Source organism: Aneurinibacillus soli, from assembly GCF_002355375.1.
Lineage (GTDB): Bacteria > Bacillota > Bacilli > Aneurinibacillales > Aneurinibacillaceae > Aneurinibacillus > Aneurinibacillus soli.
In genome coordinates this window covers 2,411,129-2,435,129 of sequence record NZ_AP017312.1, presented here as the reverse complement: position 1 = coordinate 2,435,129, position 24,001 = coordinate 2,411,129, and the positions used below count along the sequence as shown (strand labels likewise).

23 protein-coding genes are annotated in these 24,001 nt (G+C 41.5%); 3 read left to right on the top strand and 20 right to left on the bottom strand.

All coding sequences use genetic code 11. The features are described from left to right. Positions 1-117: 117 nt before the first annotated feature. The 17 genes from CB4_RS12350 to CB4_RS12270 form a co-directional block, all read right to left on the bottom strand. A complete protein-coding gene (locus CB4_RS12350) occupies positions 118-1,185 on the bottom strand; it encodes a branched-chain amino acid aminotransferase (protein WP_096466095.1) in 1,068 nt (355 codons plus the stop codon). Between the two features lie 104 nt (positions 1,186-1,289). After that, positions 1,290-2,462, bottom strand: coding sequence for a Ger(x)C family spore germination protein (locus tag CB4_RS12345; protein ID WP_096466094.1), 1,173 nt, complete (start codon positions 2,460-2,462; stop codon positions 1,290-1,292). Beyond that, positions 2,446-3,543: a GerAB/ArcD/ProY family transporter gene (locus CB4_RS12340; protein WP_096466093.1), complete on the bottom strand. Its 1,098-nt coding sequence runs from the start codon at positions 3,541-3,543 to the stop codon at positions 2,446-2,448. Before CB4_RS12340 ends, CB4_RS12345 begins: the two co-directional genes overlap by 17 nt. Before the next feature lie 15 nt (positions 3,544-3,558). Further along, entirely contained in the window at positions 3,559-5,061 is a 1,503-nt protein-coding gene (locus tag CB4_RS12335) for a spore germination protein (RefSeq protein ID WP_231955989.1), read from the bottom strand. 90 nt (positions 5,062-5,151) lie between these two features. Continuing rightward, positions 5,152-6,360, bottom strand: a complete 1,209-nt coding sequence (locus CB4_RS12330; RefSeq protein WP_096466091.1) for a multidrug effflux MFS transporter — start codon at positions 6,358-6,360, stop codon at positions 5,152-5,154. A 56-nt stretch (positions 6,361-6,416) separates the two neighbouring features. Continuing rightward, positions 6,417-7,265 carry a MerR family transcriptional regulator gene (locus CB4_RS12325; protein ID WP_096466090.1) on the bottom strand — a complete coding sequence of 283 codons (849 nt, stop codon included), beginning with the start codon at positions 7,263-7,265 and terminating at the stop codon, positions 6,417-6,419. Between the two features lie 259 nt (positions 7,266-7,524). Further along, positions 7,525-8,520, bottom strand: coding sequence for a DUF2971 domain-containing protein (locus tag CB4_RS12320; RefSeq protein WP_231955988.1), 996 nt, complete (start codon positions 8,518-8,520; stop codon positions 7,525-7,527). 361 nt (positions 8,521-8,881) lie between these two features. After that, positions 8,882-10,357 carry a protein adenylyltransferase SelO gene (locus CB4_RS12315; protein ID WP_096466089.1) on the bottom strand — a complete coding sequence of 492 codons (1,476 nt, stop codon included), beginning with the start codon at positions 10,355-10,357 and terminating at the stop codon, positions 8,882-8,884. A gap of 48 nt (positions 10,358-10,405) precedes the next feature. Next, the gene (locus tag CB4_RS12310; RefSeq protein WP_157737963.1) at positions 10,406-11,002 is read right to left on the bottom strand and encodes a YqiA/YcfP family alpha/beta fold hydrolase; all 597 of its coding nucleotides are present in this window, start codon (positions 11,000-11,002) and stop codon (positions 10,406-10,408) included. Positions 11,003-11,027: 25 nt separating this feature from the next. Next, on the bottom strand, positions 11,028-11,729 hold the full coding sequence (locus CB4_RS12305) for a 3'-5' exonuclease (RefSeq protein ID WP_157737962.1): 702 nt from the start codon (positions 11,727-11,729) through the stop codon (positions 11,028-11,030). 381 nt (positions 11,730-12,110) lie between these two features. Further along, positions 12,111-12,815: a COG4705 family protein gene (locus tag CB4_RS12300; RefSeq protein WP_231955987.1), complete on the bottom strand. Its 705-nt coding sequence runs from the start codon at positions 12,813-12,815 to the stop codon at positions 12,111-12,113. 138 nt (positions 12,816-12,953) lie between these two features. Further along, entirely contained in the window at positions 12,954-13,874 is a 921-nt protein-coding gene (locus tag CB4_RS12295; protein ID WP_231955986.1) for an ABC transporter permease, read from the bottom strand. A gap of 19 nt (positions 13,875-13,893) precedes the next feature. Further along, positions 13,894-14,814 (bottom strand): ABC transporter ATP-binding protein, encoded by a 921-nt coding sequence (locus CB4_RS12290; RefSeq protein WP_096466084.1) that lies wholly within the window; start codon positions 14,812-14,814, stop codon positions 13,894-13,896. A 218-nt stretch (positions 14,815-15,032) separates the two neighbouring features. Next, entirely contained in the window at positions 15,033-15,626 is a 594-nt protein-coding gene (locus CB4_RS12285) for an undecaprenyl phosphate transporter UptA (protein ID WP_096466083.1), read from the bottom strand. Between the two features lie 43 nt (positions 15,627-15,669). Further along, positions 15,670-16,383 carry a transglycosylase domain-containing protein gene (locus CB4_RS12280; protein ID WP_157737961.1) on the bottom strand — a complete coding sequence of 238 codons (714 nt, stop codon included), beginning with the start codon at positions 16,381-16,383 and terminating at the stop codon, positions 15,670-15,672. A 35-nt stretch (positions 16,384-16,418) separates the two neighbouring features. Next, positions 16,419-17,120, bottom strand: coding sequence for a phosphatase PAP2 family protein (locus CB4_RS12275; RefSeq protein ID WP_096466081.1), 702 nt, complete (start codon positions 17,118-17,120; stop codon positions 16,419-16,421). Positions 17,121-17,240: 120 nt separating this feature from the next. Then, positions 17,241-17,492: a hypothetical protein gene (locus CB4_RS12270; RefSeq protein ID WP_096466080.1), complete on the bottom strand. Its 252-nt coding sequence runs from the start codon at positions 17,490-17,492 to the stop codon at positions 17,241-17,243. Between the two features lie 259 nt (positions 17,493-17,751). Between CB4_RS12270 and CB4_RS12265 the strand changes: the two genes are divergently transcribed. Further along, positions 17,752-18,246, top strand: a complete 495-nt coding sequence (locus CB4_RS12265; protein WP_096466079.1) for a CarD family transcriptional regulator — start codon at positions 17,752-17,754, stop codon at positions 18,244-18,246. A gap of 216 nt (positions 18,247-18,462) precedes the next feature. Here CB4_RS12265 and CB4_RS12260 read toward each other — a convergent pair whose 3' ends face one another. Both CB4_RS12260 and CB4_RS12255 read right to left on the bottom strand, forming a co-directional pair. After that, entirely contained in the window at positions 18,463-19,890 is a 1,428-nt protein-coding gene (locus tag CB4_RS12260; RefSeq protein WP_096466078.1) for a degradosome RNA helicase CshA, read from the bottom strand. A gap of 152 nt (positions 19,891-20,042) precedes the next feature. Next, entirely contained in the window at positions 20,043-20,243 is a 201-nt protein-coding gene (locus tag CB4_RS12255; protein ID WP_021624313.1) for a cold-shock protein, read from the bottom strand. Between the two features lie 366 nt (positions 20,244-20,609). Here CB4_RS12255 and CB4_RS12250 point away from each other — a divergent pair, with 366 nt between their 5' ends. Continuing rightward, entirely contained in the window at positions 20,610-20,951 is a 342-nt protein-coding gene (locus CB4_RS12250) for a DUF2935 domain-containing protein (protein WP_096466077.1), read from the top strand. A gap of 49 nt (positions 20,952-21,000) precedes the next feature. On the opposite strand, the gene CB4_RS12245 is transcribed toward CB4_RS12250, so the two are convergent. Beyond that, complete coding sequence (locus tag CB4_RS12245) at positions 21,001-22,530, bottom strand: amidase (RefSeq protein WP_096466076.1); 1,530 nt, start codon at positions 22,528-22,530, stop codon at positions 21,001-21,003. Positions 22,531-22,746: 216 nt separating this feature from the next. Here CB4_RS12245 and CB4_RS12240 point away from each other — a divergent pair, with 216 nt between their 5' ends. After that, positions 22,747-23,988: a bacillibactin exporter BcbE gene (locus CB4_RS12240; protein WP_096466075.1), complete on the top strand. Its 1,242-nt coding sequence runs from the start codon at positions 22,747-22,749 to the stop codon at positions 23,986-23,988. The last annotated feature ends 13 nt before the right edge of the window (positions 23,989-24,001 follow it).

Genomic DNA, 24,001 nt, shown 5'->3' with positions numbered 1-24,001 from the left:
GATTATTAATTTTACGTTCGTCCTACATCGAAGTTTCCTAAAATAAAAAGAGAAGAGTGTATGAATCGTAAGTTAGACGATTCATACACTCCTGTCATAATCAAACGTGCTTACTTTTTATACTTCAAATGTCCAGCCGAACGTATCCTTTACTTTTCCGTTCTGGATACCTGTCAGTGTGTCGTACAGTTCCTGAGACACCTGACCAATCTCACCTTTGTTGATAGTGATCTGTTTATCTTCCCAGTTTAATTCCCCGATCGGTGAAATAACAGCCGCTGTGCCCGTTCCGAATGCTTCTTCCAGCGTTCCGTTCACAGATGCCTCATACAGTTCTTCAATCGAAATTCTCCGCTCTACTACCGGGATTTCTTTATCCTGCAAAATCTGGATAATGGATCGTCTTGTAACACCACTCAAAATGCTTCCATTTAACGCAGGAGTTACGACTTCTCCATTAATTTTGAAAAATACATTCATGCTACCAACTTCTTCGATGTATTTCTTCTCCACACCATCGAGCCATAATACTTGCGCATAGCCTTGCTTTTCTGCTTCTTCCTGCGCACGAAGACTAGCCGCATAGTTCCCAGCTGTTTTGGCAACACCTGTTCCACCACGCACGGCACGCACATATTCGCTTTCTACGTTGATTTTTACTGGCTTAAGGCCTTCCGGATAGTACGCTCCAACTGGAGATAAGATTACAATAAGCAAATACTGCGGCGAAGGATGAACGCCTAATGCCGCATCTGTCGCAATAATAAACGGACGGATGTAGAGAGATGTGCCTTCCGCTGTCGGAATCCAATCTGCGTCTGTACGTACTAATTCCTTAATTCCTTCGAGTACGAGCGCTTCATCAATTTGTGGGATGCTCAACCGCTCATTGGAAATGTTTAAGCGCTCAAGATTTTGATCCGGTCTGAACAACAGAACCCGACCACCTTCTGTTTTATATGCCTTCAGACCTTCAAATACGGCCTGTCCATAATGAAACACCATCGCGGCCGGATCAAGACTTAACGGCGCATACGGAACAATGCGGGCATCATGCCAGCCTTCACCTGCTGTATAGTTCATCAAAAACATATGATCGGTAAAATGTTTTCCGAAGCCTAAATTTTGCTGATCAGGCTTTGTTTTTGGATGTTGTGTTTTTTCAACCGTAAACTGACTACTCATGCTACCATACTCCTCTGCTATTTGATTTCAACATCAAATGTACGAATTGTTTTTCATTTATAGTTATACCATTTTTCTGATAATACGTGAAATATATTTTCCGCTTACTGTTTGATTCGTTCTCTGCCTTTTGTGCCGAATTCCATAATCTTTGTTTGAATATCCACCTTTACAGGCATACGACTGAACGCTTCGTCCCAGTTTTGCTCATATTTCTTCCATACTTGATGGTTTTCAATACTCAGTTCTTTTCCAAATCCGATTACATCTACTTTTAATTCTTTCTGAGTTTTACGTAATGTTCGTTGAGTTAGCTTTTCTAGTTGATTCTGTATGACTCGTTCTGCCTCTTGCAAAACCTTTTCATCAAAGTCATCCTCTGCCATCACATTATCTTCACGCAGCTTTCCCTTTACGTTAATCCGTAATGTGAAATGCACCTGTTCTTTCTCTACTTCTGATTGTATTTGATGTTGAATACGATCGACTTCAAATACCAGGAATTTACCCTTTGCCGTTTTGCCCTTAACGATTCCATTTTTCACTTCTCCTCGCAACAAACTTAATCCCCCTACCTCTTCCGGGGTCAATGTCCCGATCATTTTGGCATTTTTCCCCTTTATAACAGCAGCTCCACTCATTTGTGCTTTGTCTTTTACGACCATTACTCTTGGAATGACCAGGCTTCTCTGGCTTGTTAATCGCTTAGAAACATCTCCAAGGGTTACTTCAGGCGTAACCTGTATCACTTTTTTACTATTTTCCACAATATCAGACAAGTTCACGGCAGGATTATTTTCAATAATAGGATGCTTGTCCAATACATCTTTTGCTTTTCCCTGTACAATGACCACCTTAACCGTCCGGCGCGCTTCTGTATTACGCAAAAAGAAATTCAACAGTTCCTGCAAGTTATGGGCACGAGCTATGTCCTCACTAATGGCCAATACCTTCAAATATTCATACGATGGAGAATTCCCTGTAACCGTAGATACCTGCCTGATGCCCTCGAATACACTTTCTGTTTTCGTTGTCACGTTTGCATACGCCTTTTTCGAACCGGCAGATTTTCCTGCGGCCGCCTGCGGAATGACAATGTTATGGGTAAGATCAATTTTTTTATTGTCCTTCCCCTGTTTATCCATTTTCTCCGGCTGGTCAATGGCAATCCCGGTTACAATTCCAATGTCTTCAATTTCAGTCCGATCCCAGCAACCTGTAATCACAAGTATCCATACAAAAAGAACAGCCCAACGTTTTTCATGTTTGTGGCGCATATTTTACCTTCCTTATTTTTGCACATATCCATATAAGGAGTGGCAATAGTATAGCAAGTCCTATGCCGAACAAAGCCATTCCCCGCCCCATCTTATATGCTGCATTTATATCTGGTGGGTACACGGCTATTCCATAAATCAAGGGAAGCACTACATAAACAAACGGCGTAAGCTTCTTATTGAACAATTGACTCAATCCAAGGCTGGCAAAATATTGACTATATGTGTACGTGGTGTACATAAACAAAACCCAGAATACGAGCAGCAACAGTTCAAATCTCTCGAAAAAACCACCCGGAAATGAAATCTCTTTTGCCATATCCATTACAGGAAGGAGTAGTGTCTGCGTTTCTGCCGCCGTGAGCGCACTTATGGTAACCATTGTAACTATCGTATACATCACGGTTGCAATCCCAATCCCTAATACAGCCGACCTAGTCGGATGATCCGATTTCTTCATGAATGCATAGAAAATTAGCATACTTTCTGCTCCTGTATACGGCAAAGCTACAGACATTATGCCCTTGGCGACTGGCATCACTCCATCGACTAGCACGGGACGTAAATTGTCGATCTCGACGTTACTTAAAGCAAGCAAAAGTACGATCAAAACAAGCAGAAGTGTAATCGGGGTTACAAACTCACAAAAACGGGCAAGAGCATTGACGCCCCCGACTACCAAATACGTTCCAACCGCCATAAATAAAATAATAAGCACACTCTTTGGTGTCTTGGTTAGCAAATGCATATGAATTGCCTCTGCCATAATTCGTGACTGGTATCCAGCCTGAAGCAGAAAATAACCTAAAAAAACCAGACTCAACAATCTGCCGATCCACTTTCCGAATATCTCCTGGCTATACTGAAAGAAAGTTCGTTCCGGGAACATCATGCTCACTTTAGTCACAACATACACAATTCCCATTATCAAAATTCCCGCAACGAGTACACTGATCCAACCATCATGATTACCGGTCGCTTCCGTTGCAGACCGAGGAAGTGACAAAATCCCAGAACCAACTAAATACTGAAAGATGCTTAGCGTTACCTGTTTTGATGTAATTTGTTCTCTCTGGTTCATACATATCTCCTACTTCTACCGTCTGGTTGAATCTTTTGGTTTTGTAATCCGTGTGCGTTTTCGTAATGTGAAAAACGGTAGCCGTATCAGTCCGTCTTTCCAATCGTGAAGATAGATAGGAGCAAACGGCGCCAGGTATGAAACACCAAAGCTTTTTAGTTTTACAAGATGTGCGATGAGAAATATCGACAGTAAAATAACCCCAAACAACCCTAAAAATGAAGCGGCTATCATCATGCCAAATCGCGCGATTCGAATGGCAATCGCCGCACTATACTGTGGAAACGAAAAGGAAGAAATGGCCGTTAAGGATACAACAATGACTGTGATCGGGCTGACAATTCCAGCTTCTACCGCTGCTTGTCCGATCACAAGCGCCCCTACAATTCCAATGGCCTGCCCTACAGGTTTAGGAAGACGAATGCCGGCTTCGCGCAGGATCTCTACGGTCACTTCCATGATGAACGCTTCCACAATTGAAGGGAAGGGAACGCCCTCTCTCGATGCTGAAATCGAAATCGCCAGCTTCGTTGGAATCATTCCATGATTGTATGAAATAAATGAAATATACAGAGCAGGAAGAAATAAAGAAAGAAAAACGGCTATATAACGTAAAAGACGAATGAGCGAGCCGGGAATCCACCGTTCATAATAATCTTCCGGCGAACTCATCAGCATCGGGAAGGTGACAGGCGCCAGCAGAACGAACGGGGTTCCATCCAGCAAAATGGCAACACGCCCCTCCAGCAAAGCCTGTACAACTCGATCCGGCCGCTCCGTATTTTGTGTTTGAGGGAAAGGAGATAAATAATTCTCTTCAATTAACTGTTCTACATACCCTGATTCTTCCACTGCATCGATATCAATGCGTTCGATTCGGCTTTTCACCTCGTCTACTAATGCTTGATTGGCGATTTCCTTTATGTAGACAACATACAGATCTTTTTGCGAGCGCCGTCCCACTTTATAAGGGAGAAAAACAAGATTCGGGTCTTTAATTTTCCGGCGAATAATGGCCGTATTTTTACGAATAGACTCTACGAACCCTTCTCTCGGACCACGTATTAACGCTTCCGTTATTGGCTCTTCAACCGGCCTGGTTTCCCAGTTGCTCGTTCCTATTACAAAGGCTTCTGCAATTCCCTGGACAAGTAAAACCGTATTCCCAGCAAAAATCGCCTGCATACACTCTTCTACCCGCTGTACAGGCTGAACGGTGGATACCGGAATGGCCTCGGTTATGAGCCACTGTTTGACCTGCTTATTCTCTATGTTTCCTTCCGTGTTGTTCGCACCTGGTTTCATCAGAGGCATGAGAATTTGTTCATGAATTTCCCGCTTATCCACTAATCCTTCAATGTAGATCATCGTCGCTTCTTTGGCTACATCACGAATGATCAGCCGACGCAACACAACGTCCGGATTTGTGCCGATCATATTTTGTAAGGTTTGCGTATTCGTCTGCAAATCCTCTGTCAACACCGGTATCTCACCTGCCATTCCGCTCCATTTATCCATTCATATATGCTGTTAGTATGAACCAATACAGTGATTTACACCCATATACGAAAAAAACCGTTCCTACATATACGTAGAAACGGATCGTATTTACCTTCGCCATATAAGAATCGCATAACATACAATTGCACCGATATCAGTGATGGCAATGACCATCCCCATTGGAATCGCGGTGTGACTTCCACCAATCCCAACAAGCGGAGCGACCAGTCCACCGAAGATAAGGGAAAGAACACCAAGTAATGCCGAGGCGCTGCCTGCTGCCTGCTGTTGATTTTGCATGGCTAATGAAAAGCCGACTGTCGTTACAATCCCGACACTTGAGACAACGACAAACAACGGCAGCAAAATCGCGAGCAACCCTGCTCCAATGAGAATCATACTTAGCAGAATCGTGCCACCAAGACAGGCAAGCCAAAGTCCACTCACAAACAGCTTCGTTTCGCTTATACGGCCTGCCAGTTTTCCGGTAATTTGAGTAGCAATAATAATTCCAAGGCCATTGATCGCAAAAAACAGGCTGAATAGTTGCGGGGAAGCACCATAAATGTTTTGCAAAACAAACGGGGAGCCGGATATATAGGCAAACATTGCAGCCATGACAAGCCCCTGTGATAACGCGTAGCCCATAAACATACGGTCACGCAGCAGATTTCGGAAGGTGGATAGCAGATTCATAAGCCCACCTTTCGAGCGATGTGGGGCGGCCAGTGTTTCCGGTACACTCACGTAAACGGCAAGCAGCAAGGCGATGCCGATTATACTGAGCACAATAAATACACCTGTCCAGGAGGTCATCCGCAATAGCTGTCCGCCTGCAATCGGTGCAAGGATGGGTGCTGCTCCGTTCACAAGCATCAACAGGGAAAAGAATTTCGTCAGCTCAGTTCCTGAGTACATATCCCGTACCATAGCACGGGATATGACAATGCCCGCTGATCCCGCTAACCCCTGAATAAACCGCAGCGCAATAAGTGCCCAGATAGAAGGAGCGAAGGCGCACAGCAGCGACGAAACAGCATAGACCGCAATCCCGATAAGCAGCGGCCCACGCCGCCCGCGTACATCGCTGATGGGACCTGCAAGCAGTTGCCCAATCGCCAGACCGAGCAAACAAAATGTCAGACTAAGCTGCGTAAGCGATGCACTGGTGTGCAAATCTTCGGCCAATACAGGTAAAGCAGGTAAATACATATCAAGGGACAGCGGACCGAATGCTGATAACGCCCCAAGTATAATCGCCATCCATAACCTGCGTGATCGGGCAGGGGTCGAAAGCGTCGATTCTCCATAATTCATATGTACGTCTCTCCTCTTTTCTCCATAAAAAATAAGCATAGAAACAGTTTCTATGCTTATTTTGAACCCTCCAGCTGCTGGAGAGTCAACTTTTTCACTGGAATTTGTATCTCCGTAAGATAGTCCTCTTTATGTCGGGAGATAAACTGATCAATAATCGTTCTTTCCACGGAATCTCCGCTTATGTCATACCCCTGTTCCCCGATATAATCGAGCATCCTCGCATAATACGCGGGAGAAGCGCTGTGATCTCCGTTATAATACACACAGGCGTATTCCCCCTCTGGCAGCGTGCTTACGAATTCATCCTGTATTCCCTCTTCTTCTACTACAAGAAAGATCGAATTGTATTTCGTAAACTCTCTTTTTTTGAGATGATCGCTGGATACGGTAAGCCCTACTTTTCCGATGAATATCGAGGAATTCTGCCCAGTCATATTCTCCAGCTTCCGCAGCGATAACTCTAGCTGATGTTCTGAGCAGATTTTTTCCTGCAAGCGTACAATCTTTCTTTCCGGAAGCTCTCGTATCCGGACAACTCCTCGCTCGCTGATCGTTCTTGCTTTCTCTATTTCTGCAATTCTATTTTCAAATCGATCTCGTACGCGTTCCAATTCTCTGATTTTATTTTCTGTTATCTCCTTCTGCTGTTTCAATAGCTGAAGGAAGTGATCGATTTCTCGCCGATCCAGCAGTGTTTTGATTTCTTTTAACGAAATTCCGAGCGTTTTCAAATAATTTATCGTGCTTAATTGCTCGAACTGCTCTGTGGAATAGTAGCGGTATCGATTGTTTCTATCAATTTCTGCGGGTGTAAATAATCCGATCTCATCATAGTAACGAAGTGTTTTGATCGGAATGTTATGCAGCTGTGACATCTGCCCAATGGAAAATCGATTTTTCATTCTTATCATCCTGAACGTTTATTTGATCATCCCTTCTTCTCCACTCTTATAATATTCCGATCAAAAATTAAAGGAAGAACAAGAATAAAGAACTACCCATAAAATTTCTCCTTTGATTTTAAGAACATGTATAACTTTATCCAATCACTCAAGTTATTTAGTAAAAAAACTGCTGTTCTAATTAAGGTTATGGGGGAGATTTACCAGAATAGGGGACTAATCTATTAACCAATGATATACACGAATGGGTCTATTATCATTATCTATATGTAGATTTTGATTTTTCAATTTTGATTTGATCAAATTCTTGGTAGCCGTAGTATCGTAATAATTGATAAATATCATTCTCTTCGACTTCAGATTTTGGACCGATATAAATGTGTTTAATAATTTCTTTTTCATATCCCTTAAAGCTCAAATCAAAAAATGATATTATTTTATTTCTAGTACTTCTAAACTGTAGTCCATTTGGAAAGCGCTCACTAAAATATCCTGATAACAAAGGTTTTTCCTCTGAGCTACAGTACCAATTTTCCCATTCGGTTGAATACTTATCTAACTCTTCATGTAATACTAATCGCCATTCTTCTTCTTCCTCAAACGCTGGATTTTTGAAAAATAACGATTCTCGAATTAAAATACTCGTGGATAAAGAATGAAAATAATTCATTGCGTATTCATTGAAATAAATACTGTTCGTATCTCCTGTTGATAGAGCATAATAAATACTTTCTAAAAAACTTCTTGCATAATTCTTTATTCCTTCTAGAGCTCTATCATCTAGATAAATAATTTTTTGTTCTGGATCTTTATTACATGGGTAAATCACTTTTCGTAATGTCAATAATTCTTCTTTAATGGCTATATCCTTTAAAACTTCTGTACTAAATCCAATTGATATGCCATTTCCATCATCTGCGTAGCCTCTCCATTGACTTAATTTATCACCATTTTTAGAGAAACATGTTACATAGAATAATTCATCATTACGTTTAAAAATCTTTTGCTTTTCATTTTTAATGAAAAATTTTAATGTATCAATGTCGTTTAGCCCATAGATTACACTATCGCTATTTAAGAATGGCTCTTCGTTGTATTGGCGCAAAACCTCATCCTCAAAGTATTCTAACAACCATTTAGTCTCCATATAATCATTAGACTTCCCTATATCTGACATTCTTAATGTCCTATTGCGAATTATACTTAGGAAAGTTTCTACACTACAATAATGATAAAGTACTTGTTGATTAGCCACCTATTTCACCCCTTTCTTTCAATAGCATATATCCTTATTATACCATACTAAAAAAATGGAATAGCAAGACCTAGCCGATTACTCTATACCTTTAAAAAGGCGATAATCCTCGGCTACCTATCTTGAAAAATATCCATAATAGAAAAAACCAATTAGCATGTCCTTTATGTGAAAATAACGGAAAGGAAAAGGCATTCGCCTTTTCCTACATTGAAGTCGTACTCGTTTTTTCTCTCCTTTTTCCCATCCCTCTCACCACTTCGGTCTGTACGCGCCGCATCCTTCCATTTTCATGCCGGAGTGACGGCTTACAAGCCATGGTGGTTTTCTATAAACATGTAGTTGGTCTACTACTTCTATATCAGGTACCGCAAAAGGTTCGGTAAGGACGATCTGATGGCTCAGGCAGTGTAGCGTACTCAGCCTGTTCAGGAGAGTGCGCGTAGGGGTTAGACAGAACAGCAAGAAGTCGTTCCATTACACTGTAGTCTCCTTGTTTCACTGCCGCTTCTAATGCAGCTTCTACACGGTGATTCCGAGGAATGAACGCAGGATTGCTGTTCCGCATCAACTCCTGCGAGGAAGCTTTCGATTCCTGCTGCCTGCCTAGTCTCGCCTGCCACAGCTCATGCCACTGAGCAAATTCCGGCGTCTCAAACAGGACCGTATCCTCCGGCTTATCAAACGTTAAGGCACGGAAGGTATTCGTATAGTCCGCACGATACTTCTGCATCATACTGAGCAGGTCTTCAATCAAGGATTCATCCTGCGTCTCTTCATTGAATATTCCCAGCTTTGCTCTCATTCCTGCGAGCCAATTACGCTGATACAACTCTGCAAAATTTGAAAGTGCACCCTCGGCCAGTTTGACAGCCTCATCCTGATCGGCATGCAGCAGCGGCAATAAGGTTTCAGCAAATCGCGCAAGATTCCAAACGCCAATATGCGGCTGATTGCCATAAGCATAGCGACCATGACGGTCAATGGAACTGAATACCGTTGCCGGATCATACTCATCCATAAAGGCGCAAGGACCATAATCGATGGTTTCCCCGCTAATGGTCATGTTGTCGGTGTTCATCACCCCGTGGATAAAACCAACCAGTTGCCATTTGGCAATCAGCCCGGCCTGACGCTTGATCACTTCCTGAAGTAGTGAAAGATAGCGATTCTCATCTGCTTCCACATCTGGATAATGGCGCTGTAGTGTGTAGTCGGCCAGAACCCGTAGTTCCTCATCTGTGCCCCAGTTTGCAGCGTATTGGAAGGTACCGACACGCAGATGACTGGCAGCCACGCGGGTCAGAATCGCCCCAGGCAGGTCGGCTTCGCGGATTACGGACTCACCGGTTGTTACCACTGCCAGACTACGGGTAGTAGGAATCCCAAGCGCATGCATGGCTTCGCTGATAATGTATTCGCGCAGCATCGGTCCAAGTGCTGCTCGACCATCGCCCCCGCGGGAATATGGCGTGCGGCCCGAACCTTTGAGCTGAATATCAAACCGTTCGCCTGAAGGGGTGATTTGTTCGCTAAGCAGCACAGCCCGACCGTCCCCTAACATCGTAAAATGCCCAAATTGATGCCCAGCATAAGCTTGGGCAAGAGGCAAGGCACCTTCCGGAATCCGATTACCAGCAAGTACTTCTACCCCGGCTTCGCTTTGCAGCGCCTGGGCGTTTAACCCGAGAGATGTTGCCAGCGAATCATTGAGAACCATTAGCTTCGGTGAGCGTGCAGGGGTTGGGTTAAGGCTGGTAAAAAATGATTTTGGTAGATGTGCATAACTGTTGTCCAAGTTCCATCCTGTTTCGATTATTGCTTTTTCCTTTGTCATTGCATCTCCTTTTCTTCTTTGCAAGATAACTCCTTTTAGTGTCCGCTTCTATTCCTTCATTATACTCTTTCCATATATGGTTAGCGTCCTATAAATGCTTCTTATATCATTCGTAATCCGACCTAGGTCATCAAAACGATGTCTCCCGGTAGCAAACGCTCGATATGTCGCACAGCCAGTCAGCATTTTTTCAGTCTGTCTATGATCAATCCGTTCATCATCTTCGCATACAAATGCATGCAGAAGAGCCGGATCACCTTCCAGATACACATGTTGAAACAGATCCCGAAGCTGCTTAACATGCTCCATCGTAAACACAAACGGCTCGCCTGTGTTGTAATTGACATTGTTGCCGAGACAATCCATTAATGTGGCAAACGGAAGCAGCGAAGGGTTGAGAAGAACAGCATGGCATCGATACAAAGCCGATAAGTAGTACGCATAGAAACCGCCAAGACTGGAGCCAACGAGCAAAATCGGCTCTGTCCTATACTCCTCTATATACGTTTTGAGTTGTTCAATCGCCTTCATCGGTTCAACTGCCAGATCCGGTGACATGATCTTTTCTTCTGGAAACACTTCTTCCAAAAAAGAAAACTTCGCATTCCTTCCTGAAGAAGAAAAACCGTGTATATTGATAATCATATTTTCTCTCTCCATCCCTTCTCTTCTACTCAGTCCGTGCTTTCTGCGTCTCTCTAAAGCACTTCCCGCACATTTTCGCCCGTCTGATCCGATTCGATTTCGGATAATAAAAAACCCCGCACTTTTGGCATTTTCGATAAACCTTGCAGGTACTCCCTCGCATAAATTCCTGAACGAGATTCCCCGGTTTATCCTTACAGAGCAGCGTAAAAATTTTAGCCGTATTTATCGCATCATCAAGAGCATCGTGCTCCTCGCCAATCCACGGCAGGCCAAACAGCTCCACCGCATTTCGCAAGGAAAGCTGCTGATGACCTGCCTCGGGACGATACCTTTTTATGTATGCCTGCAGATCAATATACCGATCTACCCACTCTTCCTCAAGCTTGTGCATTTTACAGTCCCGAATCAAAGCCAGTTTGTCCGATTCGCTCCATCCGATAAACACATACTCTTCTTCCCCGATCCACCGCTTGAATGTTTCGATAACACGCCCGAATGATTCCGCCTTTGCGATCGCTTGCCTCGGTATTTGCGTGAACTTCCGGGCATAATCGGTATAGGTGTAGAGAGGTTTAACGTATTCATAAAACATTTCGCACGTATCTGGTTTGTTTCGGATATGTTCTTCCTTTATTTTCACCGCCCCGATCGATATGATCTCCATCGGGTCTGTGCTTTTCCATGCCCGTCCATTTAATTCCGTATCCAGCACAATATAATTCATGGGTATGATCACCTTAGTTAAATTTGCAATATGGTTATAACATACTTCACCTCGTTGCATCTCATCCGCTTCCCACCCGAAAAGCATCAATCCCCAAATATACCCTATCCAAATCCCGTTTATTTTTTCGGATGATTCTGGATGTTGTATCCCGAATTTTTACAAAAGGTCAGAATGTCCTTTTTTGCCCCCCGTTTTTCCGACAATTTTTTGCAAGAGTGCAGCAAACTCGTAAGCAAATGTCTGAATCATCTTTATATTTCACTGCATTCAGATAAAACCACGGCAAATGTGTACGGATAACTATTATAATCGATAAAAAAGCAGACCTCGCTATTTTTGCGAAGGTCTGCTGTATAGCTATTGCTGCGAATAAGTTTACTATCTCGTCTGTGATACGCCAGATTCTTCCTTTACATCTCTGCGGGTCATTTCCAGGTAGCCGACAAAGAGCAGGATCATAATCGTTAAGCAAAGACTGACAGGACCTTCGCCCAATCCAAGACCGCCACGGCTATGAGGCACCGATATCCAGTCCGAAAACGAGGCGCCTACCGGACGTGTCATTATATAGGCAAACCAGAAGGCAAAAATCTCATTCAGCCCAAAGAATCGATAGCCCAGAACCGGGATAGCAAGCAAGACGGCAAACAGCACCCCCGAGAGCAAATATCCCAGGTGTAGCGTTGCTGCGGTCATATCTCCCGCAGCGGTGCCCAGTGCAAACGTACCCAGTACGGTGCACCAGTAAAAAGCCTCGCGAAGACGAGTGTAGATACTGTGTATAGACAGAGTCTTCTCGGTCCTATACCAGATTACAAAGATAAGAGTCAGCGCCACCGCAAAAAACGCGGTTGATACAAGGTACGGGACACCCAATATAACATGCACAACATCAGCAGCCATCGTACCAAATATACTGACCATTACGACAACTAACCAGTAGATCCATGCTACATAGCGGCGTACTGAGAACTGCAATACTAATGAGGCTACCAGGCCAATTCCCCCGAGAGCTACTGCAATGATCGGATTCATATGATTGACTAGATAATCAGAGAACACCTCGCCCATACCAGTGGTCATGACCTTGATGATCCAGAAGTAGATCGTAATTTCCGGCACCTTAGTAAAGATTTGCTGCGCGTTATGGGTGGTGATCGATAAGGACTTATTCATATGCTATTTCTTTCCCCCAATGATTTGTTCTTTCACTAAAAAACATTACGCCGCAATATCTCTTTTCTTAAACACAATCCAAGATAAGGCAATAAAAGTTAAGAAATAACCAAGTATAACTGTAATCGAAAACGATAGCGTCATGCCTGGAATATTAGGTGTACCATTAAGATATTGGGTCAAATCCGTGTTTTCAAACAAATAGTATTTTGCCCAGCTAAATTGAGATAAAAAACTAACGATGCTTGATCCAGCAAACATAATCCCCACAGATAATGCAATTGCAATAGAACTACTACGGAATACGGTAGAAATCATAAAAGCCATCGTTACCGTTATAATCATTTGTACACATTGATATAAGTATGTGCTAATCGCTTCTTGAACAATATTTTTAGTGTGAACAACGCCATCACCCGATGCATACACATAAGGAACGCCTATATCATGGAACCCTTGCAATACACCTGATACGATAAACGCACTAATAAATAAGATCAGTAAAAGAAGTACCGAAAACACTACAGTTGATACATATTTAGAAAGAAGTATTTTGGAACGAGATACCGGACGAATTAGGAGCAATTTGATCGTTCCCGAACTAAACTCACCTGCTACACTATCCGCTGCAATCACAACGGTAAAAACAGTGACAACAACAACGAGATCGGCTGCCTTTAGTATATTACCCCACAACGTTTCATCCGTAGGTGGTAAATTGTGCGTTAAGTGATATTGGTTTACATTAATTCGTGATGTCACTCGTGCTTTCCAATCATTTCCCCGATTCATAACTGTTAACATGCGCTGATCATTTTTGATCTGTTGTTGTATGTTTGTTTTCCAACTAGCATTGGCTACTTCAGCAGGCTTCACCGTAAAATGTTGAGCGGTTAAAAACCCTATCGTCGTGAGAACTAAGGCTACAACCAACATCCAAGTTCGCATACGTCGATAAATTTTCATATTTTCATTCAGCAATAGATTAAGCAATTTGATCACTCCCTGTCACTTGCAAGAATTTTTCTTCCAAAGATGGAGTAATCTTTTTAATTCCATAAATCTTAACTCCAGCCTTAACTAAAATTTCATTGATTACCGCAATCTGTTCTTTGTCTAACCAACATTCCACTCCGCCATCGACTCTCTTTAGCCTAGCTGACTGCTGGGACGCTAATGTTTCTAAAGCCAATTCAATATCATCAAGCTCAAACACAACAGAACTACTTGTTTCCTCATTCATAATATCTTTAATGGATTGAACATCAATCAATTTTCCTTCTTGGATAATCGCTACCCGGTCACACATCAGCTGCATCTCAGACAACAAGTGACTCGATACTAAAACAGAAATCCCTTCCTCCCGCGTCAGTGTATGCAAATAATCCCTCAGTTCTCGAATACCTGCAGGATCAAGTCCATTGGTCGGTTCATCCAAAATAAGAAGGGATGGCTTATGAAGCAAAGCTTGAGCTACCCCTAACCGCTGTCGCATGCCGAGTGAATAGGTTTTAACTTTGTCACGGATACGATTTGCTAAACCTACCAATTGAATAACCTCGTCAATACGTTCCTTCGTAATGCCTGGTACCATCCGTGCAAAATGAATTAAATTATCATACCCGCTCAAGAATTTATACATCTCAGGATTCTCTACAATAGCTCCTACTTTAACGATCGCCCTTTCGAAATCGGTTATAATACTATGTCCATCAATTAAGACATCCCCTTCTGTAATGCTCATTAAACCAACCATCATTCGTATGGTTGTAGTTTTCCCCGCTCCATTAGGACCTAAAAAACCAAACACTTCACCCTTTGGTATTTCAAAACTTACATTGTCAATTATCGTTTTATTCCCGATTCGCTTGGTCAGGTTGCGAATCTCTAGAATAGATGTAGACATATGATTTCCTCCTCTTCTCTGTATCTTGTTGGTCATACATTATCATTCTTTGAATAAATCGATATTCTTTTGCCCGGTGCGTCCCCATTGTATCGAGTAATCCTAAAAACAAGATAAAGAAAACTTTAAAATTTTCTTAAATGCTTTCTAATAAATTGTGAATGACGCCGTATCTCATTGTTCTTTCTCAGCTGAAAACTTAGGAAGTGACTTATCCGTTATTTTCTCTTCCTTTTCCATAGGCTGTATGAAACATAGAGCAACGTAATTATACTTGCGATTATCATAATAGGTTGGACATATGGCCGAGCCATTTGATTAATTTGACTCCAATTCTCCCCTAATTGAATACCCAGACTAATAAACAAAGCAGACCATGGAATAACAGCGCACATCGTGTAGATTATAAATTTTATAATCGGCATGCGGGCTATTCCTGCAGGGATTGAAATAGCATGTCTTACGACAGGAATAAAACGGGCGGTAAAAATAACGCCGGAACCATAACGATTAAACCAATTTTCTGCTACATCTATATGACGTTTATGAATGAAAAGATATTTCCCATACTTCTCTAAAAATGGCCTTCCCCCGTAATATCCAATCCAATAAATGAACAGTTGGGCAATCGTTCCGCCAATTGTTCCCGCAATAATCGCTCCAGGCAAGGAGATTTTCCCCTGGGCGATGAGAAACCCGCTGTAGGCTAATACAATTTCACTTGGAATCACTTCAACCATGAGTCCTAATGCAATTCCAACGTAACCGAGACTTGCTAATGAAAGTAAAAGCGTGTGAATTAAATTTTGCATTTTCTCTCTCCTGTAGCTATTTATTTCTTTCTTCAAAATTAATCTAAGCTTTTGAGTGTTTAAGCACCAGTTTCTGCTGATAGGCTGCATCTGCTTCCTGCTGGCTAATATAATGTGCATCTACTAAATGCTGAAGAACTTCTTTTTGCCGTTCTTTTGCACGGTTCATAAAAGAATACGGATCTAAATTGTATGGTTCATTAGGAAGCCCGGCCAGTAGGCTCCATTCCGGAAGAGAAAGGGCGGATAGCGACTTGCCAAAGTAAACTTGAGCTGCCTGTCCCGCTCCATACGCCCCGTGTCCAAAATAAATAATATTTAAATATAAATCCAGAATTTCTTGCTTACTCATAAAGCTGTCCAAGGCAACAGATAAAACAACTTCCTTTATTTTGCGGGTAAAAGTTTTTTCTGGTCCTAAAATGGTGTTTCGTATCAGTTGCTGCGTAATCGTACTTCCACCTTCACGAAGTTGATCTCCCTGAACGTCTACAAAAAAAGAACGAACAATACCGATCGGGTCAATACCGAAGTGAGAATAAAAACGACGATCTTCTGTTTCAATAATCGCCAATTGAAACGCCCCTGGAATTTGCTGCAGAGATAGAAAACGACTTTTATTCTCTATGATCTTTTGATTAGATATTTCTCTAACCACGTCTGCCACTGGATATATATTTGAGAAGATAAAAAGAAAAGAAGCCCACAGCAATAAACAAAGAAGAAAAAGTCGCGCCCCCCAATTTATCTTTCTCACGGTTATCACCTCCTCATGTTTTGCGTTCGAGAAATTTATACTGATTTTTGTTGATAACGGTGCTCCTTATACCACTGATAGTACCAAATGGTAAGTGAGAGCCAGAATCCACTGACAAGGTAGCCTCCAATAACATCACTTGGGTAATGCACGCCTAAATAAATACGACTTATTCCAATAGATAAAGTCATAATAACACTAATGATAATAATAATCGTACGTCCCGCTCGGGCAGGAATATGACGCCATAGAAGAAAGGATACTATCCCATACATCGCAAAAGCCTCTACGGAATGACCACTGGGGAAACTGTATCCTGTTTCTTCAATAAGACGATGAAACGTCGGACGCTCCCGGTGAAATGAAAATTTTAATGCTTGATCCAGAATGACTGTTCCTGCCATAACAACCATAAATAAAAGCATCTCTAAACGATGATTGAGAACTTTATACAAGAAAATCAGGATAACTATGGAAATAATCCCCACAAAAGCGGTTGAGCCTACAAATGTAAAAAACTTCATCACTTTCGTAAGTGTCGGCGATTCAAAACCCTGGATAAACGATATGACCATACTGTCAAAATAGGCAATCTTATGTGTACTTACAAGACCGGCTACTATACCGAAACAAATAGCTGCTAATAAACCAAGAAAAAAAACATACGTAAACTGTAATCTGAGTGTGTTCACTTGAAATCCTCTCCGTTCCTTCTTTCTTTCTAGCTCTTTATACATATCCTGAAATATTCTTCTTTTTTGTACTCATGGTACATTCACAGTGAAACGAAGCTGCTCTTGACATACATAAAAAGACAAGAAGAAGATACAATAAGTTCATTATGAAATAAATATTTTTTAAAGATAGATGGTTTTTAAGATTCCATATACACAAATTGCCCTGTGTGATATACATAATGTTCTACAACGTATAAAATAATATTCAAACAAGACTGACTTTTGCTCTCCATTCATTACTTTATAGTCAGTAAATTCCTTTGAGCGCATTCTTGTTATAGGATTTCCTCCAATTAATCTATTTATAGAAGCTTCAATAATAGATAGTTGGCTATCTAAAGAATTTAAACTCTTTTTAATAAATTCGTTCATTGTATTTCTCCCCCTCTTCACTTTTGTTTTATAAAAACTATGCAAAAAGTAATACGCCCCCCAAAATGATTGGGAGGCGAAAGATCGAGTGCTAAAAAAGATATAATAAAAGCCGCTATACAATTTTTATATCCAGATAACCCCTACACATAAATTGATATTTATTCCCGAAAGATTATTGACTTCAATTGAATATTTATGATATTATTTAATTTTTGCTATTATAACCCATGTGTGGTATCCTTAAAGAAGATACTTACTGGAGGTGGATTTTTTGTTCCAAGTTGGCGACAAGATTGTTTATCCAATGCATGGTGCAGGTGTAATTGAAGCCATAGAGGAAAAGGAAATCCTTGGAGAGAAACAGCAGTATTATGTCATAAAAATGCCCATTGGCAATATGCAAGTACTGGTTCCTATGGGGAAAGCATCAGATGTAGGCATACGCCTGGCTGTCGATATGCTTACATTGGAAAATACATTGCTTGTTTTTCGTGATAGAGAATTAGAACAATCACTCCCATGGAGCCAAAGGTATCGCATAAACATGGATAAAATCAAAACGGGCGCTATACAAGAAGGTGCTGAAGTCATCTGTGATTTAATGCGTATGAATGAAAGAAAAGCGCTGAATTCAAGCGAAAAGAGAATGCTGGACAATGCAAAGGACATGTTAATTAGTGAACTAGCGTTAGTCAAAGGATTCACTGAAAACCAGGCAATTGATTTTTTACATGCAGAGGTTTATAACTGAGGATGAGAAGCTACATGTCTCTTCAAAAGAATAGAATAGCCCGAAGGCTATTTTTTTTGCATAAATAAAGCTCTTTGGATGTGATTTAGCTTTTCTGATTTATATTGGCAACACTGACCTCTTTTACTATTTCTGTAAATTGGTACATTTTTGCACTTCTAATTGCCAATTTGTCTGCGTCGTCTGGAAACTTCTTTAACGCTCCAGCCTCTCTCTTTATAACAATGAGCTAGAAGTTCGCCCTCGCTTACCTTTTGTGTTTCTTCCTGCAAACCCTTTATTCCCATTATAATTCCTTCTTTCTTTCCTTTCAGGCTTCTTGGAATCTCGCGTTTCTTCGGTAGTAATCTGTACAGTTTCATCCATCTGTTCCTTCATCAATAGCTTCAAGGCAACCGAAACTAACGTAATTGAATCATACTGATCCAGTAATTCACTTGCCGTTTGCTTAAACTGTAAATAATCACCCTCTTCAGCTAATTGAATCAGCTTTTCTGATGTCATTCGTTGTTTAAACTCCATCGCTTCTGTAACTGTCGGAATCGGTTTTCGATGGATTTTTACTTTTGCAGCTTTTTCGATACTCCGAAGCTGACCTGTTTTCCTAGGCATAACAAATGTGACAGCAACCCCCGTCTTACCGGCTCGTCCTGTTCTTCCAATGCGGTGAACATAACTTTCCGGGTCTTGCGGGATGTCAAAATTGTAGACATGAGTAACGCCTGAAACATCAATTCCCCTAGCAGCAACATCTGTTGCGACTAAAATATCAATACTTCCCTCACGAAATTTATTCATCACAACATCTCGCTGCCGCTGATTTAAATCTCCGTGCAACCCACCAGCAAGATAACCTCTTTTATTTAAGGCATCGCTCAATTCATCAACGCGTCTTTTTGTTCGCCCAAAGATTACTGCCAGCTCTGGATTCCCCACATCCAACAGACGGCAAAGAACATCAAACTTTTGGCGTTCGTTTACCTCATAATACACTTGTTCCACTGCTGGAGATGTGACTTCTTTCGCCTGAATTTTAATGATTTCTGGATTGCTCATAAATTTTTTCGCAAGGTTTTGAATCGGTTTTGGCATTGTTGCCGAAAACAGTAAGGTTTGTTTTCCCACCGGGGCCTCCTTAAGGATTTGTTCGATATCCTCTAGAAAACCCATATCTAACATTTCATCTGCTTCATCCAATACGACCATAAAGGTACAATCTAACCGCAGTGTTTTCCGTTTGATGTGATCCAGCAGTCTGCCTGGTGTTCCGGTTATAATATGCGGACGTGTTTTTAATCCCCTTATTTGATGATCGATAGACTGTCCCCCATAAATCGGAAGAGAACGTATCCCCATATATTTCGCTAAACGGTTAATCTCTTCTGAAACCTGAATGGCTAATTCCCTTGTAGGCGCAATAACAAGGGCCTGAACATATTCTTTAGTCGTATCCACTTTTTCCAAAATCGGAATAGCAAAGGCTGCCGTTTTTCCTGTACCTGTCTGTGCTTGGCCAATAATATCTTTCCCCGTCAAGGCAACTGGGATGGCTTTCTCCTGGATTGAAGATGTTTCTTCAAAACCCATATCCGTAACTGCTCTTTGAAGGGATTCACTTATACCTAATTCATAAAATGTTGTCATACTCAAAAACACCTTCTCTTCGTTTATATTTAACCGAATTGCTTAGTACAATGAAATCATTCCATTTCAATAACAAAAAAGCTACTAACAAACATAATGTTGTCAGCAGCCTTGAACTCATACATTTATCGTATAAGCTTTTTGTTATTGGTTTATAACTTAGAAACGTTTGCCGCTTGATCTCCACGGTTGCCTTGCGTAATATCAAAGCTAACGCGCTGACCTTCTTCAAGAGATTTGAATCCATCTCCTGTAATCGCAGAGAAATGTACGAATACATCATCGCCATCTTCTCTTTCAATAAAGCCAAAACCTTTTTCTGCATTAAACCATTTTACTGTACCTGTGTTCATTAAGAACCTCCAAAAGTTTAGTTAATATGCTACTTAATATTTGCCGTAAAAAATAAAAATTCACATATTATCATGGGTCACATATACACTGAAAATATAACCCCTGATAACATGTGAATTATAAATATCAATACATAATTAATTCTTGAATTTAGTATAGCACATTCACTTCCAGATAACAACAACTAACAATTCCCCCTTTCTTACATTATGGTACGTTACATACGAGGTGATCCCTACGTGTAGTATTAATCTACTGTATATATGGTATCTGCGATGGCAACATTCGTGTAGCCTTTTTCTTTCTTCCTACATAGGCTATGTATCAAATACTAATACACTAGGCTAGAAGCTGAACATACACAAGTGATTCGCGCTTTAGTCCCTAACCTAGAACCTGCTTTTGTGCAGGCTCTGCAAGCGTGGGAACAAGCCTTTTCACAAACACATGCACTTTTTGTACGGTATATCGAGATTGTATCAGGATCTGGCTACCATATTTCACCTATGATATACAATGAAATCATGCATCTGGTACACTTCGCACTACAGCAAAGCCAGCAATTTGTCCAATTCTTAAATCAACTCGCAGCAGAAAGCGCTGCATTAAAAAGTAATCCAACTGCTATCACTGTATTGAACCACATCAGGCGTGAATCCGAATATTTTATTGGCGTTTCGGAGGCGCTACTACAAAAAAGCAGGTAAGCCATTTAGTTATTACTATTCCTTTTGAACACTTCCTGCATCTTTTATTTCATTCGAACAAAAGAGCGCATCTTGTTGGCGGGTAGTCGCTTCTTTCTCTTGAGCTTTCTTCTAATTGAGCCATAATGGATAACACAATGTTTTCTTTATGAGGCCGCGAAATAATTTGTACCGCGACAGGAAGACCTCGCGAGCCTGTTTCCGCATCCATCGCCGCTTTTTGAACGATGTCGCGTTTGTTTCGTTCAAGAACTTCTTCCCCACTTTTAACAAAACTGTACGAAAAAGCACCAGAAGGAAACCCTAAATAATTGATGAGCGAATTGTACGCCCCCTCGTACGAAAGATTTCTAGAACCATTATGAAATAACGCTGGCGTTGGAAAAACAGGGCAAATAACAGCGTCCACCCCTTTTGCCTGCATATCGTGTATAACCTGATCTCGATATTGCTCTCGATGTAATAACAGCTGCTGATATTCTTCTTCTGTTTTGGCACCCGTGAATGGCAGAATAACCGATCCGATCGTTTGTTGTCCTAGTAATTTAAGAACAGAGACCGCCAGTTTTCGCTTGCCCCTTCCCAACCTTTGAGCACTATGTAACTTTTGTACGGGGTATTCCCATTTGGATGCCCCAAGCGTTTCCTCGACGCCTTTACCTCCGTCTGCACACATAATCCCGTAAAAGTTTTGCATACTTTCTTTCATTAACGGAAATTCATAAGCGACTACATTTGCGCCACGCTCTGCTAATACGCCAGCAGCTTCTTCTATCGCTCTTATAATAGAACGAGAGGGAGGAAGGATGTGATCCGTTGTCCAAACGCCAATTTTCAGACCGTCAATTGTTTGAAGGTTTATTTCTTTGCCCACTAAAACCTCGAATGCCAGCTTTAAATCTGCTACAGTTCTGGCTATTGGTCCAACGGAAGACATCGCCCCCGCTTCTCTTCTAATATGGGTGATCCGTTTTGGCGGATGTTGCGGTACTATTCCCGGAGTAGGTTTTAGGCCATGAACTCCACAAAAATGAGCGGGCGTTCGAATACTCCCGCCAATGTCTGTACCAATGCCAAGTGCGGAAAACATAGACGCGACAGCAGCACCTTCGCCTCCAGAACTTCCCCCGGATGTTCGTTGAAGATTCCAGGGATTGTTTGTTCGTCCGTATACCGGATTAAAGGTTTCACATCCCATTAATAGCTGCATGGGGTTAGTTTTAGCGAGAATGATCGCCCCAGCATTTTGTAATCTTTCTACAGAAGGATCGTCTTCTTTCAGCAAGTCATCCTTACCTTCTATCCCCCAGGTAGACGGTGTTCCCGCTACATGAATGCTTTCTTTGACTGTGACAGGAACGCCGTGAAGTGGCCCTAAAAACTCTCCTCTTGCCACCATCTCGTCACACCTCTTCGCTTCAGCACACGCTTTGTCAAACAACGGAATTGCAATAGCATTAATATCCTGATTCTTACTTTTAATTCTTTCAATAAACGAATGGACTACTTCTAATGAAGTAAATTCTCCGTTTCGAATACCTTTTGCAAGCTCAATCGCTGACAATGTGTATAATTTCATCTTCTTCCCTCACTTATAATCATCTCTAAAACAAGATTCATTGTAATCCGGCAAAATTCCTGCATGATTAACATTTTCTTCCCTTTCATTCGATACGCTTACATAACAGAAGCGATGAAAATACATCCATGTTGAATTGGTGTATTATGTTTGTTTATTTTTCTAGTGAAAACCAATACTAAGCGTACTACATTACATAAATAAAGAGGAATTTATATGGAGCAAAGAAAAAAGTGGGATTTGATTGCTCTCAGTTCGATCCCCCTTATTATGACACTCGGGAATTCCATGCTTATTCCCATCCTTCCCGTAATGGAAAACAAGCTTTCCATTACATCCCTACAGACCAGTATGATTATTACGGTATATTCCATTATTGCGATCATCCTTATCCCGATTGCTGGGTTTTTATCGGATCGATTCGGTCGAAAACTGATTATTATTCCAAGCTTATTGATTGCTGGAGTTGGCGGACTCATTTCAGGATGGGCTGCATGGAAAAGTACAAACCCGTATATGATGATCCTTGTCGGTCGTTTTCTGCAAGGAGTCGGAGCTGCCGGAGCTGCTCCTATCGTTATGCCTCTTGTAGGAGATATGTTTAAAGATGACAGCCAAGTAAGCAGCAATCTCGGGATCATCGAAACAGCTAACACATTTGGCAAAGTACTAAGTCCGATACTGGGTGCCTTTTTAGCCACCTTATTTTGGTATCTTCCTTTTTTCGCTACACCATTTCTTTGTATGATTTCTCTCTTGCTTGTCCTTTTCCTTGTAAAAGTACCCAATAAACAGGAACAACCACAATCTCTCGCCGCATTTAAAAACTCCATCGTTCATATTTTCAGGAAAAACGGTCGCTGGCTGTATTCCATTTTTGCGATTGGCATCATCTGTATGTTTATACTGTTTGGTGTTCAATTTTATCTATCTTCCTTACTGGAACGAACTTATCACATAGACGGGATTAAAAAAGGGCTTATTCTGGCTATTCCTCTTGCTGCGCTTTGTCTTACTTCTTATGTGACCGGGAAATATATTGGACAAAACAAAATACGCATGAAATGGATCACGTTTGTAGGGTTATTACTGGTTACAGGAGGGGTTTTATGGATGGGCTTTCTCCAAAATCTATCCATTCTGCTCGTTGCACTTTCTTTATGTGGAGTTGGAATTGGGGCTACCTTGCCAAGCTTAGACGCTTTGGTTACAGAAGGGTTTGATAAAACTGAACGAGGAACCATCACATCCATATATAGTAGTATGCGATTTATTGGAGTCGCACTTGGTCCTCCTCTCTTTGCTATACTTATTACGATTTCACAAAAGACTTTATTTTTTACTGCAACTGGGGTCAGTATATTGGCTGTCCTTCTTTCCCTACTCGCTATTCGCCCATCTCAATCATCATCTAGTACACAGGGTACAATCCGCCATATCCTCAAAAACAAATCATGATGTTTATATTTAG